Source organism: Haladaptatus sp. HS23 (assembly GCF_056892285.1).
The window spans coordinates 1-13,198 of record NZ_JBXGLH010000009.1; the positions used below are offsets into that span (position 1 = coordinate 1).

12 protein-coding genes are annotated in these 13,198 nt (G+C 65.0%); 7 read left to right on the plus strand and 5 right to left on the minus strand.

The window, feature by feature from the left end; all coding sequences use genetic code 11:
- Positions 1-170: 170 nt before the first annotated feature.
- The 3 genes from AC1XDK_RS21005 to AC1XDK_RS21015 all read left to right on the plus strand — a co-directional run bounded on the left by AC1XDK_RS21005 (position 171) and on the right by AC1XDK_RS21015 (position 3,558).
- Entirely contained in the window at positions 171-1,208 is a 1,038-nt protein-coding gene (locus AC1XDK_RS21005; protein ID WP_483351932.1) for an N-acetyltransferase DgcN family protein, read from the plus strand.
- Entirely contained in the window at positions 1,208-2,263 is a 1,056-nt protein-coding gene (locus AC1XDK_RS21010) for a dipeptide epimerase (protein ID WP_483351933.1), read from the plus strand. Before AC1XDK_RS21005 ends, AC1XDK_RS21010 begins: the two co-directional genes overlap by 1 nt.
- Before the next feature lie 101 nt (positions 2,264-2,364).
- Positions 2,365-3,558, plus strand: coding sequence for a redox-regulated ATPase YchF (locus AC1XDK_RS21015; protein ID WP_483351934.1), 1,194 nt, complete (start codon positions 2,365-2,367; stop codon positions 3,556-3,558).
- Here the strand turns inward: AC1XDK_RS21015 and AC1XDK_RS21020 are convergent.
- Entirely contained in the window at positions 3,552-3,794 is a 243-nt protein-coding gene (locus tag AC1XDK_RS21020; protein WP_483351935.1) for a hypothetical protein, read from the minus strand. The two genes, AC1XDK_RS21015 and AC1XDK_RS21020, sit on opposite strands and share 7 nt — an antisense overlap.
- 202 nt (positions 3,795-3,996) lie before the next feature.
- Between AC1XDK_RS21020 and AC1XDK_RS21025 the strand changes: the two genes are divergently transcribed.
- Together AC1XDK_RS21025 and AC1XDK_RS21030 are read left to right on the plus strand one after the other, a co-directional pair.
- Positions 3,997-5,499 carry an APC family permease gene (locus AC1XDK_RS21025; RefSeq protein WP_483351936.1) on the plus strand — a complete coding sequence of 501 codons (1,503 nt, stop codon included), beginning with the start codon at positions 3,997-3,999 and terminating at the stop codon, positions 5,497-5,499.
- Positions 5,492-6,715: a M20 family metallopeptidase gene (locus AC1XDK_RS21030; protein ID WP_483351937.1), complete on the plus strand. Its 1,224-nt coding sequence runs from the start codon at positions 5,492-5,494 to the stop codon at positions 6,713-6,715. Before AC1XDK_RS21025 ends, AC1XDK_RS21030 begins: the two co-directional genes overlap by 8 nt.
- 53 nt (positions 6,716-6,768) lie before the next feature.
- Here AC1XDK_RS21030 and AC1XDK_RS21035 read toward each other — a convergent pair whose 3' ends face one another.
- Positions 6,769-8,160, minus strand: coding sequence for an FAD-binding oxidoreductase (locus tag AC1XDK_RS21035; RefSeq protein ID WP_483351938.1), 1,392 nt, complete (start codon positions 8,158-8,160; stop codon positions 6,769-6,771).
- Between the two features lie 217 nt (positions 8,161-8,377).
- Positions 8,378-9,313 carry a D-2-hydroxyacid dehydrogenase gene (gene ddh / locus AC1XDK_RS21040; protein ID WP_483351939.1) on the minus strand — a complete coding sequence of 312 codons (936 nt, stop codon included), beginning with the start codon at positions 9,311-9,313 and terminating at the stop codon, positions 8,378-8,380.
- A 57-nt stretch (positions 9,314-9,370) separates the two neighbouring features.
- Here ddh and AC1XDK_RS21045 point away from each other — a divergent pair, with 57 nt between their 5' ends.
- The gene (locus tag AC1XDK_RS21045) at positions 9,371-9,997 is read left to right on the plus strand and encodes an LURP-one-related/scramblase family protein (protein WP_483351940.1); all 627 of its coding nucleotides are present in this window, start codon (positions 9,371-9,373) and stop codon (positions 9,995-9,997) included.
- Between the two features lie 142 nt (positions 9,998-10,139).
- Here AC1XDK_RS21045 and AC1XDK_RS21050 read toward each other — a convergent pair whose 3' ends face one another.
- The gene (locus AC1XDK_RS21050) at positions 10,140-11,381 is read right to left on the minus strand and encodes an eIF2B alpha/beta/delta subunit family protein (RefSeq protein ID WP_483351941.1); all 1,242 of its coding nucleotides are present in this window, start codon (positions 11,379-11,381) and stop codon (positions 10,140-10,142) included.
- A gap of 66 nt (positions 11,382-11,447) precedes the next feature.
- Positions 11,448-12,578: an outer membrane protein assembly factor BamB family protein gene (locus AC1XDK_RS21055; RefSeq protein ID WP_483351942.1), complete on the minus strand. Its 1,131-nt coding sequence runs from the start codon at positions 12,576-12,578 to the stop codon at positions 11,448-11,450.
- 83 nt (positions 12,579-12,661) lie between these two features.
- Between AC1XDK_RS21055 and AC1XDK_RS21060 the strand changes: the two genes are divergently transcribed.
- The gene (locus tag AC1XDK_RS21060; protein WP_483351943.1) at positions 12,662-13,192 is read left to right on the plus strand and encodes a metallophosphoesterase family protein; all 531 of its coding nucleotides are present in this window, start codon (positions 12,662-12,664) and stop codon (positions 13,190-13,192) included.
- Positions 13,193-13,198: the final 6 nt, after the last annotated feature.

Below are 13,198 nucleotides of genomic sequence, written 5' to 3' on the forward strand. Positions count from 1 at the left end.
AAACTCTCTCTGAGCAGGTTTGAGAGTAGCATGAACAACTAGCTCTTCGACCTGCTCGTCCTTATCTAGACAGTGCCTGTCAGACATTCGTGTCAAAATCGAGACGGGGCGTCGGCCACCCTTCTATGAAAGGGGGCATTGTTTTGATTGACAATGCGCCTGTGTAGCACATGAATCTCCGGGACGCGTTCGACGCCCCCGCGCCAGCACTCGTTCTCGCCGAGGGGGCGTTCGGAACGATGGACGGAAAAACGGCAAACGGTGTCGTCATGCACAGCGAACTGTTCGACGCGCAGGCCGTCATCGACTCGACACACACCGACGAAGCGGCGAGCGAGGTTCTCGGACGTGCGGACGTCGCCGACGTTCCGATAGTCTCCTCGACCGAGGACGCGCTCGAACGCGCTCCCGACGCCGAAGCACTCGTCATCGGGGTCGCTCCCGCGGGTGGCGAACTGCCCGACGAATGGGTGAACGACATCGAGGAAGCCATCCGCGCGGGGATAGACATCGTCTCCGGACTGCACGTCTTCCTCTCCGAACAGGACCGGTGGAAGCGCCTCGCTGACGAACACGACGCCACCCTCTTCGACGTGCGAAAGCCGCCGGGTGAGGAGGACCTCCGTGTCGGCGACGGCAGCGTGGACGAGGCGGACGCACAAATCGTGTTGACCGCCGGGACGGACTGTGCGGTCGGCAAACGAACCACGACGTTCGAACTCTATCGGGCCGCCAAGCGCGCCGGACTGAACGCCGGGTGGGTCGCGACCGGACAAACGGGAATCATGGTCGGCGCGCACCGCGGCGTCGTCATCGACCGCGTTCCGGCGGACTTCACCGCGGGCGTCGTCGAAGACCTCGTGTCCGCCGTCGCCGAGGACCACGACATCGTCTTCGTGGAGGGCCAAGCGTCGCTCACGCATCGCGCCTATTCGAGCGTCACGCTCGGACTCCTCCACGGCGCGTGGCCCGACGCGGTCGTATTGGTCGACGACCCCGACCGTGACAGCCGGACCCACTTCCACCAGTGGCCGGTCGCGGGCGTGGAGGCCGAACGCCACCTCGTGGAAGAACTCTCGGACGCGACGGTCGCCGCCGTCTCGACGTGGGCCGACCCCGCTGAAATCGACTACTCCGTTCCGGCGGCCAACGTCTACGACGAAGGGGGAGCGGACGACCTCCTCGCGACGGTCCGCGAGGCGCTGTGATGCGAATCGAACACGCGACGGTCGAACCGCTCGACCTGCCGCTGCACGAACCGTTCGAAATCTCGCTCGGCACGCAACATCGTGCGAGCAACGTGCTGGTGACGGTCGAAACCGAGAACGTGACCGGCTACGGCGAAGGCTCACCCCTGTCGCCGGTGACGGGTGAGACGCAGGAGGCGGCGCTCGCGACCGCTCGTGCCGTGACGACCTTGCTGGAAGGGAAGTTGCTCGCCGATTATCGCAGCCTCGTCGCCGAGGTTCGGGAGACGTTTCCGGGCATGGTGTCGGCGCTGTTCGCGGTCGAAACCGCGATTCTCGACGCCTACTGCCGCGAGCGGAGGATGGCCCTCTCGGAACTGTTCGGCGGTTCGCCGGACCCCGTGACGACCGATTTCACTATCGCCATCATGCCGCCGGAGGCGGCGCGGGACGGCGCGGCGAGGGCCGCTGAACGCGGGTTCGACAACCTGAAAGTAAAAACGGGAACGACCGTCGCGGACGACGTCGCCCGCGTCGCCGCCGTTCACGAGGGCGCACCCGACGCTGAACTGACGGTGGACGCGAATCAAGGGTGGACGCCCAAGGAAACCGTCGCGTTCGTGGACGAACTCGAATCGCGTGGGATTCCGCTCTCGCTGGTCGAACAGCCGACCCCCGCGACGGACGTGGTCGGACTCGCGCGAGCGCGAGACGCCGTGTCGGTTCCCGTCGCGGCCGACGAAGCGGTGTTCACACCCGAGGACGCGATTCGAATCGTCCGCGAGGAGGCGGCGGACGTGATAAACGTGAAACTCGGTAAGTCGGGACTCCTCGCCGCGCGGGACATCGCCTCCATCGCCGAAGCCGCGAACGTCGAGTTGATGGTGGGATGCATGCTCGAAAGCGCCGTCGGAATTCACACCAGCGCCCACCTCGTCTCCGGACTCGGGTCGTTCTCGCACGTCGATTTGGACGGCAACCTCCTCATCGCGGAGGACGTGGTTCCGACGGACGGAGGACCGACCATCGACATCTCCGGACCGGGTCACGGCGTCGTCCCGAACGGAATCGAATAACTCGGCAGTCTCATCGGGTGACTCCGAGTGATTCGGTATCATCCGACAGTCGTGTCAACGTTTGAAAACCCCTTTAGCCTCGAATCTCCCAATCCGGCCTAATGAGTTACAAAATCGGCTTGGTCGGGAAACCCTCCGTGGGGAAATCGACCTTCTTCAACGCCGCGACGATGAACGACGTGCCGGAAGGTGCCTACCCCTTCACGACCATCGACCCGTCCATCGGCGAGGCCTACGCCCGCGTGGACTGTGCCGCGCCCGAGTTCGACGAATCCTGCACGCCCAGCGTCGGATTTTGCGAGGAAGGAACGCGCTACGTCCCGACGAAACTCGTGGACGTGGCCGGACTCATCCCCGGCGCACACGAAGGCAAGGGCCTCGGCAACCAGTTCCTCTCGGACCTGAACGAGGCCGACGTGTTGGTCCACGTCGTGGACTTCTCCGGGATGACCGACATCGAGGGCGAACAGACCGAGGGCCACGACCCACGGGACGACATCGACTTCCTCGAAAACGAACTCGACATGTGGTACCTCGAAGTCCTGGAGAAGGGCATCGAGCGCTTCCGCTCGGGCTACGCCGGGGAGGAGAAACACGTCGAGGAGGACCTCGCCGAGCAGATGTCGGCGTTCAAGACGAACAAGGACGAGATAAAGCAGGTCATCCTCTCGCTCGGTCTGGACCTCGACCCCGAGACGTGGGAGGACGAGGACCGCGAGGCTCTCGCCCGCGAAATCCGCAAGCGCACCAAACCGATGGTCATCGCGGCGAACAAGATGGACACCCCCGCGGCGCAGGAAAACTACGAGGAGATAACCTCGGACCCCGAGTACGAACACCTGACCATCATCCCCGCCAGCGCCCACGCCGAAAAGGCGCTCAAGAACGCCGCCAAACAGGGAGTCATCGACTACGACGCGGGCGATTCTGACTTCGAAATCACGGGCGACGTGAGCGAGGAACAGGAAGAGGGCCTCGCCCAGATTCGGGAGTTCACCAACGAGTTCGACGGCACTGGCGTCCAGCGCGCCCTCGAAGCCGCGCTGTTCGACGAACTCGACCTCATCGCCGTCTTCCCCGGGTCTGCCAACGGCAGCGCCAGCGAGAAGGGCGTCTTCCGCGACTGCTTCCTCCTCCCCGGCGGTTCGACGGCGGAGGACTTCGCCTACCACCTGCACAGCGACATCGGCGACGGCTTCCTCCACGGCATCGACTGCCGGAGCAAGCGGCAAATCGGAAGCAGTTCCGAGTTGGACCACCGTTCCGTGGTCGAAATCGTCTCTACGAGTCAGTAACGGGGTAATTGACCGAGATGGCCTCGGGTCTGCTGGCGCACGCGCCACGGCGGTTGGTCCGTCCGTATCGCGCAATTCGTCTTTACCCCGTGGCGCGTGCTGACGGGCGATGTGGCCATATTGGCCGCATCGCCCCGACATAGTTCGCGCGAGGGATGACGACCGAGGAGCGATAGCGACGAGGGGAGGAATCGGCTGGGGAGGGTGTGGCTGTCGCGGTGCGGTTGCGGTTTCATTGACGTCTGTATTTGCAGTCATAGAAAAACCGACTCCACCTCGTCGCGAGCGGTCGGGGGCTTTCGAGGTCTTCCTCGTAGTTGTTGCACTTGCAGAGAGACGAGAAGTTGCACCCATCACCGAAATCCAAACCCTTCGAAGTCGTCACACCGCACATGCTAGGGACGGGGACTAAGCGGGAACATAGAGGTATGTCATCATATGTCATCATCACACGACAAAGACAGCAATAGCCTTTCGCGGGACATGGGCCTGTTCGGGGCGATGAGCACCGTCGTCGCGGGGACACTCGGTGCCGGGTTGTTCGTCACGCTCGGAACGGCGAGTTCCACGACCGGACCGAGCGTCATCCTCGTGGTCATCCTCTCCGGACTGCTGGCGATGGCCATCGCGGTGAACTACAGTTGGATGGCGACCATCTTCCCGGCGGCCGCCGGGTCGTACGCTTACATCTCGCGGACGTTCGACAGTCGGCTTCCGGGCTTCATCGTCACGTGGTCGAAGTGGTTGGGGTACATGGCCGCCGACGCCGTGCTCGCGCTCGGCTTCGGCAGCTATCTCCAAGTGTTCTACCCCGGCATCGACCCGAAAATCGCGGGCTTCGCGCTCCTCACCGTCCTCTTCCTCGTCAACCTCGTCGGCACGAAGGAGTACAGCCTCTCGCAGAACGCCATCATGGCGGTGTTGATGCTGGCCATCCTCGTCCTCGTCATTCCGGGGTCGTTCCACGTCAGCCCGGACAACTACCGGCCGTTCTTCACCGGCGGCCGGAGCGGATTCATCCAAGCCGCCGTCCCGCTATTCTACGCGTACATCGGCATCGCCGTCGCGGGACAGATGGGCGCCGAAGTCAAAAATCCGTCCAAGAACCTCCCACTGGCGATGGTCGGCGGGACGCTCCTCCTCGTCGTCCTCTACGTCTGGACGGCCGCCGTCATCTACGGCGTCGTCGGCGATTACACCGTGCTGGCGAACTCCGAGCGCCCGCTCGCGACGGCAGCGGAATCGTTCCTCGGCGGGAGTGCCACCGCAGTCGTCGCGTTCGGCGGCCTGCTCGCGACGGCCTCCAGCGTCCACGCGGTGATGGCGGCGGGCATCAAGATGCCCTACTCGTGGTCGTGGGACGAGGTGTTCCCGAAGCAGTTCTCCGCGGTGAGCCAGCGGTTCGGCACGCCGCACTACTCGCTCGCCACGCTGTACGTCGTCGCCGCCGCGCTGACCTTCTGGAGCGACGGACTCGACGAGGCCATCGTCATCGCCACGTTCAGCTACCTCATCGCGTACGCCACCGTCTCGCTGACCCTGCTGTACGTCCGGGCGTCGCGTCCGGACCTCGTGGAACAGGCGGGCTTCGACTACGGCTGGCTCACCCCCGTCACGGGCGTCGTGGCGGCGCTCGGTGCAGTCGGACTGTTGACGAAGGCCGCGAACTTCGGCGGACTACCGGGCGCGTTCGCGGACTTCTTCGGGTCGCCGTTCGCCGGAGACATCCCGCTCGTCAGTGCGTACTGGACCGCGTTCGAGGCCGCGCCGACGCTCCGCATCTACCTCCCGTGGATGGTCGTCGGCCTCGGCATCTTCGCCGTCTACTGGCGACTCGGCAACCGGCGCGGAACCGACGTCGGTGCGATTCTCGACACGCTTCCGGGCGTGTCGAGCGACGACCACGACCCGACAATCGGAGATGTGACCTCGGATGACTGAACCCGCGGAACGCGCGCGAATCGACCCGGACGAAACCATCTCCCTCCTCCAAGAGATGGTACGGATTCCGTCGCCGTACTTCGAGGAACACGAACTGAGCGAGTTCGTGTACGACTGGCTGGATTCGCGCGGCCTCGACCCCGAGTACCACCACGTCAGCGAGCCGAACATCACGGAGTACGAGGGCGACAACGTCCTCGCTCGGCTGGACGGGACCGACCCCGACGCACCTACGCTCCTGCTCAACGCACACATGGACACCGTGTTGTTGGTCGAAGACTGGGAGGAAGACCCCTGCTCGGGACGAATCGAGGACGGCAAACTGTACGGACAGGGGGCCTGCGACATGAAAGGCGGCCTCGCAGCGGTCATGGTCGCCTTCGAAGCGCTGGCGAAATCGGACGTGGACCTCGCGGGCGACGTCGTCCTCTCCGCCGTGGTGGACGAGGAAGGACCGTACGGACTCGGCACCGACCGCCTCATCCGCGACGGCTACACCGACGAGTACGACGCCGCCATCGTGACCGAACCGGGGCCGATTCTCGCACAGGAGGAGGACATCGAGAATCCCGCGCTCCTCCTCGGCGCTCGGGGGCGCTTTCTCTACGACATCGAAGTCAAGGGCCACGCGGCCCACGGGTCGCAACCCCACAAGGGAATCAACGCCGTCGTGGACGCCGGAAAGGTCGCCGACGCGCTCTCGAACCTCGACGTCGGAAGCCACCCGAAACTCGGCGACGGGTCGGTCTGTCCGCTCCTGCTGGAGGGTGGCAGCCAGACGCTCTCGGTTCCCGAACGAGCACACATCATGGTCGACCGCCACGTCGTCATCGGCGAAACGGAGGAGAAAGTACGCGAACAGGCTGAAGAGACCGTCGCGGACCTCGACATCGAAAGCGAGGTGGAAATCGGGTTCCGCGAGTCGCCGAACCCCGGCATCAAATACGGTCCCTACGTCACGCCCGAGGACCACGACCTCGTGACGTCGCTCGTCGGCGCGACGGACTCCGTCGCGGGCGTCGAACCGGAGTTCGGCTACTTCGCCAGCGTCGGCGACTTCAACTACCTCGGCGACCGGGCGGGCCTGCCGACCGTCATCGTCGGCCCGGACGGCGAGAACATCCACGGTGCGGGCGAGTTCGTCTACACCGACGAGGTGGTCGAGACGGCACGAATCGTCGCCGAGGGCGCGATGCGCTTCGTCGGGTCGAGGTAGCGTTCGTCGGATAGGAGTAGGAACGTAAACGAGGGAAACGGTTCCCCCGACTCTCAGTTCGCCGGTTCGATGTTCTGGTTCACGTGGAAGAAGTTGTCGGGGTCGTACGTCGCCTTGACTGCACGCAACCGCTCGTAGTTGTCGCCGTAACTGGCCTGAATCCGGTCCTCACCTTCCTCCATCATGAAGTTGATATACGACCCACCGGCCGTGTGCGGGTGGAGCGCATCCCAGTAGTCGCGGGCCCACTTGGTGATCTTCTCGTCGTTCGCCGGGTCGCCATCGACGCCGACGATGACCATCGACCACATCGCGTCGCGAACGCTCCACGCGGTCTCGTCCGGCGCAACGTCGTGGACCGCCCCGTCGATGGGATAGAGGTGCATCGTCGACTGCGGGGTCGGCACCTCGCCGAAACGCTCGTGGACGGCGATGGCGTCGTCGGTCAACTCACGCACGTAATCGCCCTTCCAGTACCACTGGTCGCCCGGCGGGTAGAGGTCGTCGAACATGCTCTGAACCGCCGGATAGGGCATCGACCCGACGTGCTCGAACAACGGTTCTGCGGCGTCGCGGGCCGACTGAAGCGCCGCATCGGTTTCAGCCTCCGACCCCAGACTGCACCACATCAGTCCGCACACGTTCTCACCGTGGAGTTCTTCCGGGAATGGTTCCCCCGGAACCTCGACAATGAGGTAGAACGCGTACACGTCCTCCGGGGCCTGCGGGAGCCACTCACGATACCAGCGCATCGTCGTTTCCAGTTCCGATATCGGCCAGAACAGCGGCCCCGCGACCACCGTCTCAACCGGGTGCAACTCGTATTCGAACGAGACGACCACGCCGAAGTTGCCGCCACCGCCCCGAAGCGCCCAGAACAGGTCCTCGTTCACGTCTTCGCTCGCATGGACCAGTCGTCCATCGGCGAGCACGACGTCCGCGCTCAGCAGGTTGTCGATGGTCAGCCCGTACTTCCGGGTCAGATAGCCGTGTCCACCGCCGAGCGTGAGGCCGCTGACGCCGGTCGTCGAGATGATTCCGCTCACAGTTGCGAGGCCGAACGCGTGAGTTACGGAATCGACGTCACCCCACGTGCATCCCGGTTCGACTCGCACGGTCTTCGCGTCCGGGTCCACGCGGATGCCCGTCATGTCCGACAGGTCGATGACCAATCCGTCGTCCACCAACCCTAAACCGGGACCGCTGTGACCTCCGCTTCGGATGGCGACATCGAAGTCCTGTTCGCGGGCGAAGGTCACGGCCGCGATGACGTCCCCGACGTTGGCACACCGGACGATGAGTCCGGGTCGTTTGTCTATCATCGCGTTGTAAATCGTGCGCGCGTCGTCGAACTCCGGGTCGTCCGGCCGAATCAACGTTCCTCGAAGACCCTCCCGAAATCGTTCGACGGTCGTTTCATCAGCGTCTTTTGCCGTCGTTGCCATTGTGTCCCCCTCCTGTCGCGCCCATTCGGACGCCGTTCGCGTCCGAATCACCATCGCAGCGGGCGCTAGTTTCCCTACTTCACCGACGATGTTAGATGTTACCAACTGTCAAAGAGCGGCGGCGATTATCCACAAAATCCACAGTACGTTCGGACGAAGTTCGGTAATCGTCGTGTGACTCGGTCGAATCGCCAGAGTCCAAACCGGAGCCGAGCGTCTACACGACCCGATTGATGAGTTCCTCGTCGGCGTCGATGTGCTGTGTGTTCTCCCGGACGAGTTCCGCGATGTGTCGGTAGTAATCCACCTCCGCCGCGGCGGCGTGGGGCGTGACGATGACGTCGTCCATGTCCCACAGCGGGGAGTCCTCGGGGAGCGGTTCCTCCTCGAACACGTCGAGGGCGGCACCCGCTATTTCGTCGTCCTGCAACGCCGCGACCAAGGCGTCTTGGTCGGCACAGTCGCCGCGGGCCACGTTGATGAAGTAGGCGTCGTTGCGCATGGCGTCGAACTCCGCTTCACCCATCAGTCCTTCCGTCTCCGCCGTGAGCGGCGTCGCCAGCGCGACGAACCGAGCGTTCGAGACGGCCTCGTGGAGGTCGTCGTTCGCGTACACCGTCCGAACGTGCGGGACCGATTCGGCGGAGCGACGGACGCCCGTGACGTGCATGCCGATGGCGTCAGCACGCTTGGCGATGCCCCGTCCGAGGGTGCCGAGACCGACCACGCAAATCGACTCGTGCTGGAGCGTGAACGGTTCGTCCCATTCGGGACGGTTCCACTCGTGAGCGACCTGCTGACGGGTGAATCTGTGGAGGCGACGGGCGATTTCGAGCATGATTCCCAACACCGTCTCGCCGACGCTCGTGCCGTGAATCCCCGTGCTGTTCGTCAGAACGATTCCCTCGTCCTCGAACTCGTAGAGCGGGAATCGGTCGTAGCCCGCCTGAATCGAGTGCACCCATTCGAGGTCGGCGTCGAGGAAGGCGTCCCGGTGGGCGAACGTAACGAGCGCGTCACAGTCCGCGAGCGCGTCGTCCCCGTCCGCTACGACGACGACCGTCGGGTCGAGCGCGGAGAGGCCCTCGCGCAACTGCTCCGGCGGGAAGACGGCACCGACCGACTCGTGAATTCCGAGGTGTGAAATCTCCATGGAGAGTGGTATCCGCGGCTTCGGAATGAATCTTCGGAAGGGGGAAGTCGGTGTCGATTGCCCTACACGGCATCGGTAGTTTACTGTCGGTTCGGCGGGAAAGCGGGCGCAATGATGGGACGCGGCGACATCGGCGGGTGGTCGTTCGGGGAGAGGGAGTGTACGGTCCGGAAACACCTCCTCCGCGAGGAGTTCCGGGTCACGGACACGGACGGGGAGACGCTGCTCACGACCGAACGCAAGGTATCGGAAGGCCGGGCCACCTTTCCGTTTCAGGACGCCGACGGGGACCACGTCTTTTGCGTCGATTCGGGGCAAACCTTCGACATCGCGGGGGAGTACTCGCTCGTGGAAGCGGTGACGGACGAGACGAAGCTCGTCCTCTCACAGGAGTTGGACTTTCGCCGCCACCACTGGACCATCGACCGGCCGAACGGGGAGACCATCGCCGAGCTTTCCTCCCGGCGGAGCATCGCCGGCGCGCTGAACACGGTCGCTGACGTCCTCTCGCCGTTCCCGCGCACGTTCCGCGTCACGGCACCGAACGGCGAACACATCGGGACGGCTTCGGGACGCCTCTCGCCGCAAACAGTCTACGACGTGCACATCGAGCGACCCGGAGCGGTTCCGCGGACCACGCTCACCGCGGGCGTGGTGGCCGTCGCCGTTTTAGAGAGCGTGTAGTCGGGGAGGGATGGTTCTCGAAACGTATCGAAGGGGCGGCTCGGGAGAAATCCTCGTCACAAGGGGCTCGGAGGGGGTAACTTTCGTCACCGCCGCCCGAGCGGGAGTAGCCACCAGAGTGGTTTGACTCTTGCGCGTTCGGTCAGTCGTCCCACTCGGCCAATTCCCGCAGTTCGTCGGCCACCGCGCCGACGTCCGCCCGCTCCAAAACGCCGCGTTCGGTGACGTAGCCCGAGACGAACTTCGCGGGCGTCACGTCGAACGTCGGATTCAGGACCGACAGGTTCGTGTCGCCGTCGTACACCGCGTCCGGGGTGCCTTCTTCCAGCACGGGGTCGTTCTCGGTTCGAACCTTGTCCGTCGCGGTGGCGACGAACACCGGCACGCCCTCGTCGTCGGCCACCGCTGCCGCTCCGCGGGTTCCGGTCTTGTTCACCACGTCGCCGTTCGGGAGGACGGAATCGGCTCCGACGACGACCCGGTCCACGTCCTCCGTCGCCAGCACGTGCGCTATCGCGGCGTCGGTGTGGAGCGTCACGTCCGTCGCGTCGGCCAGCGACTCCGCGACGCCGACGCCTTCGCGAGCGGGGCGGGATTCGGCGACGAACACGCGGTCTGCGGCGCGAAGCGCGTCCAGCACCGTTCCGGAGCGCGAGAGCGTCAGCACCGTTTCGTCGGCGACCCGCTGGCGGGCGTTGCTCGTCGCATCTTCGTCCACGCGGTAGGCGCGTTCGACGCCGTCGATTGCGGCGCGTTCGACCGCTTCGGGGGTTCGGTCGTCGCTCGCGTCGGCCATGATGCGGTTCACGCGGTTCGCCAGCGCGGCCATGCTCGTCCGGGCGTCGAGGAGATTCGCCGCGAGGTGGGTCAGTTCGTCCCAGTCGCCGCCGCGAACCGCGCGCAATCCGGCCCGGTCGCGGAGGACTTCGAGCGCCCGGACCGAGATGTACGCGGACCCGTGTTCGGTATCCTCGGCGACGGATTCGACCGTCGGCGCGACGCGGTCGTAGGAGGTCCACAGGTCCGGCACCGTCTCGCGGCGAAGGAGTTCGGTCGGCGGAACCCACGCCGTCTCGGTCGTCTCCCAGTCGATGGTCGCGTCACGACTCGCACAGTCGAAGAGATACGGGTGGACGACCCATCGCTTGTCGAGCGAGTCGTCGTCCACGTCGAACGGGTCGCCAGCGCGGAGGAAGGTACAGGACGAGAGCAGTCCGGTCTCCTCCTCGATTTCCTCGCGTGCGAGCGCGTCCGGGTCGCCTTCCGCGTGTCCGGCGACGCCGCCCCACTTACCGGAGTACGACCCGACCTCCTCGCTTCGCCGGAGGAGCAACACCTCCCCGCGGTTGCGCAGAAAGCAGGTGACGACGTGCGTTTCGTCCATACGAGAACGGACGGGAGAGTGGCAGTTGAAGCCTCGGGCGAAACGAGGAAAGAACGCCCCGACGGCTCAGCGGTCGTAGGAAGCGACGGTCTTCCCGAAGCCGGCGATGACCGCGTCGTCGCGGATGACGGGCCGCATGGTCGCTCGTTCGGGCAGGTCGTACTTGACCAGCCGTCGCCCGCCGGGAGCGAACACGGTGAGATAGTTGCGGAACTCACGGTCGCCACGGTCCGTTTCCACTTCCTCCATCGACTCGACGGCGACGCCGTCCGCCGTTACGGTCAGCGGGGTCCCGTAGTTGACGCGCGTTCGCCACCGTTCCACACCGGTGTCGAGGTGGTACGCGATGAGGTACGTCTCCGTTTCCAGCACGCTTCGATGATAGTTCGAGTAGAGCGATATCACGGTGTAAACGGTCGAACCCGTGATTTCGGGGACGACGTCCACGGACGCTATCCAATCGCTCTCCGCTCGCCACCGCTCCGCGCCGTCGTCCGCGTCGAGTGCGACCACGCCATTACTCGTGGCGACGGCGACGACGTCGTCCGAGTATGCCAACCGTGCGTCGTTCCCGACGCCACATCGCCAGAGCGTCGCCCCGTCTTCCGCCGAGTAGGCCCTGACGACGCCGGACGGGGAAGCCGCGAAGACGCGTTCGCCGTCGGTGGCGACGGACGCCCGAAGGGTCCCGAACGGGCGAAGCCACCGGATTCGTCCGGCGGTCACGTCGAGGGCGAAGACGACGAACTTCCCGAATTCGTCGCTGTAGGCGATTCCGTACATCGAGGAATCGGAAACGATGGGCGGATAGCGACCGAGCGCCACGTAACCGGTCCGAATCCGGGTCGAGGCCCCGCCGTCGAGCGGAACGGTACGGATGATGCCTTCGGACTCGACGAGAGCGGCGTGGTCGAAGACGACCGGCGGCGTCGTGATTCGGGGCAGTTCGACGAGTTGGTCGTACTCGCCCGAGAACCGAAGGTGGCCGAGTTCGCTGTCTGCCGTGAGCGTCGTCGCGACGACGAGGCCGTCCTCGGCAAGCGTCGTGGCACGCGCCGGGGTTCCGCCGAACTCGACCGACCAGCGTGGCTGTTGCTTCGGGGACTGCGCCTGAAGGTCGGTACAGCCACCGCCGACGATGGACAGGCCGAGACCGGTAGCGCGGAGAAAGTCGCGTCGGGACGAACGACCGACCATACCTATGGAGTCCAGAAGCGAGAACTAAAACGTTGCGACGAACCCCTCAAACGTTTTTCTACCCGGGCGATGAAATCACGGCCATGCTCCGGGTCGCCGTCATCAGCGACACGCACATCCCGTCACGCGCGAATCGAATTCCCGACTGGGTTCGCACCCGACTCATGCGGGCGGACCACACCGTCCACGCGGGGGATTTCGATTCGGCGGACGCGTTAGCGTCGGTCCACGAACTGACCGACGGAAACTACACCGCCGTCAGCGGGAACACGGACCCGGCGTCGCTTCGACTGCCCGAGGTGGCGACCCTCGAACTCGGCGGCGTCACGTTCGTCGTCACGCACGGGACGGGACCGAAACGGGGATACAGGGAGCGTGTCACACGAATCGTTCGGGAGACGGTCGAGGAGGGAGAGCCCTCGGCGAACCGACCGACCGATGCGTCCGTCGTCGGCGTCGCGGGACACACACACGAACCGACGGACGAAACCGTCGACGGCGTCCGACTGTTGAATCCGGGGAGCGCCACGGGAGCGGCCCCGGCGGAGACGGCGACGATGTTCGTCGTAACCGTCGAGGACGGAGAGATCGACGTCCGGAAACACGAAAGCTGACCCGTT

What these genes read in the sequence shown, in the direction of transcription:
- AC1XDK_RS21035 (WP_483351938.1), bottom strand. Translation starts at nt 8,160, where the DNA reads ATGGCAACGACGGCAAAAGACGCTGATGAAACGACCGTCGAACGATTT.
- AC1XDK_RS21055 (WP_483351942.1), bottom strand. Translation starts at nt 12,578, where the DNA reads ATGGTCGGTCGTTCGTCCCGACGCGACTTTCTCCGCGCTACCGGTCTC.
- AC1XDK_RS21030 (WP_483351937.1), top strand. Translation starts at nt 5,492, where the DNA reads ATGACTGAACCCGCGGAACGCGCGCGAATCGACCCGGACGAAACCATC.
- AC1XDK_RS21050 (WP_483351941.1), bottom strand. Translation starts at nt 11,381, where the DNA reads ATGGACGAAACGCACGTCGTCACCTGCTTTCTGCGCAACCGCGGGGAG.
- AC1XDK_RS21005 (WP_483351932.1), top strand. Translation starts at nt 171, where the DNA reads ATGAATCTCCGGGACGCGTTCGACGCCCCCGCGCCAGCACTCGTTCTC.
- AC1XDK_RS21010 (WP_483351933.1), top strand. Translation starts at nt 1,208, where the DNA reads ATGCGAATCGAACACGCGACGGTCGAACCGCTCGACCTGCCGCTGCAC.
- AC1XDK_RS21015 (WP_483351934.1), top strand. Translation starts at nt 2,365, where the DNA reads ATGAGTTACAAAATCGGCTTGGTCGGGAAACCCTCCGTGGGGAAATCG.
- AC1XDK_RS21025 (WP_483351936.1), top strand. Translation starts at nt 3,997, where the DNA reads ATGTCATCATCACACGACAAAGACAGCAATAGCCTTTCGCGGGACATG.
- ddh (WP_483351939.1), bottom strand. Translation starts at nt 9,313, where the DNA reads ATGGAGATTTCACACCTCGGAATTCACGAGTCGGTCGGTGCCGTCTTC.
- AC1XDK_RS21020 (WP_483351935.1), bottom strand. Translation starts at nt 3,794, where the DNA reads ATGAAACCGCAACCGCACCGCGACAGCCACACCCTCCCCAGCCGATTC.
- AC1XDK_RS21060 (WP_483351943.1), top strand. Translation starts at nt 12,662, where the DNA reads ATGCTCCGGGTCGCCGTCATCAGCGACACGCACATCCCGTCACGCGCG.